The organism is Stenotrophomonas sp. RG-453 (genome assembly GCF_033843685.1).
Lineage (GTDB): Bacteria > Pseudomonadota > Gammaproteobacteria > Xanthomonadales > Xanthomonadaceae > Stenotrophomonas > Stenotrophomonas bentonitica_A.
The window spans coordinates 1-1,227 of record NZ_JAMYED010000018.1; the positions used below are offsets into that span (position 1 = coordinate 1).

General features: G+C 63.0%; 1 protein-coding gene. It reads left to right on the forward strand.

The genetic code is table 11. From position 1 onward, the window contains the following. Positions 1–214 precede the first annotated feature (214 nt). The gene (locus NJD74_RS19555) at positions 215–1,129 is read left to right on the forward strand and encodes an IS110 family transposase (RefSeq protein ID WP_319624820.1); all 915 of its coding nucleotides are present in this window, start codon (positions 215–217) and stop codon (positions 1,127–1,129) included. Positions 1,130–1,227 lie beyond the last annotated feature (98 nt).

The window sequence follows — 1,227 nt, forward strand, 5'->3', positions numbered from 1 at the left end:
TGGCTCTTATCTCTTGCCGATCTGGCACTTTAGGTGCCGAGAGCCCGGCGTGGGCGACCGTGTGGCTCTAGGTCTTGCGACCGCTCGGTAGCTTGGGTCCCCACGCCGGTTTCTCCCTGATCCGCCCGAACAGTTGATCGAGTTGGCGCTCGGACTGATAAGACTGGGCAAGCGGGGGGAGCTCTCGACCCTGTCAGCCTAGCGGAGTTCTGCCATGTATGGGATCGGGATCGATGTAAGTCAGGCCACGCTGGATGTGGCCGTCCATGAACAGGCGTTTGACCAATTCAGCAACGACAAGCGCGGCTTTGTGCGGCTGATTCAATGGCTGAAACAATGGCCCATCACGCAGGTCGTTCTGGAAGCCAGCGGCGGCTACGAGCGTGCCGCCCTGGCGGCTTTGCACGAGGCTGGGCTTCCGATGGTCCGCATCAATCCCGCTCGGGCACGCCGCTTCGCCCAAGCTACGGGACGTGCTGCCAAAACCGATCGACTCGATGCAGCGGTGCTGGCGCAGATGGCTCACCTTTTACCGCTCACCCGCTACGTGCCACCGGCCCCGTGGCAGCGGCGTTTGGCCGAATTTGCGCAGTGCCGTCGTCATCTGGTGCAGATGCGCGTCAGCGAGATGCAGCGCTTGCGGCAGCTGACCGATCCAGTCCTGATCACGATCAAGCAGCGCCATCTTGCCCAGCTGTCTGAAGATCTTAAACAGCTGGACAAGGCCATTGCCGAGCAGCTCGCCGCGCAGCCGGGCTGGAAGAACATCGGAACGCTTAAAGGCGCTGGACCGATCCTGGTCAGCACCTTGGCCTGCGAACTGCCGGAGCTGGGAACACTGGGGAGCAAGGCCATTGCCTCGCTGGTCGGCCTGGCTCCCATGAACCGCGAGAGCGGTACTTGGCAGGGCAAGCGCAGCATCACCGGGGGCCGGGCCGTAGTGCGCGAAGCGCTCTACATGGCGGCGCTAACTGCCATCCGTTACGAGCCCAAGCTACGTGACTTTTACTCGACCCTGAAAGCCAAAGGAAAGGCGAGCAAGGTCGCCTTGGTAGCTGTCATGCGCAAGATGCTGGTCATCCTCAACGCCCGGATGCGCGACGCCCAAAGCGAATCGATCCCCGCCTGAAGCGCGCCGGGGCACATCTCCAACGGCTGCCGGCCAGCGGCCGGCACTACCATGCCCGTCCGGTGGGGGGCTGAAGCTCCTCCAGCAACACAGTTGCT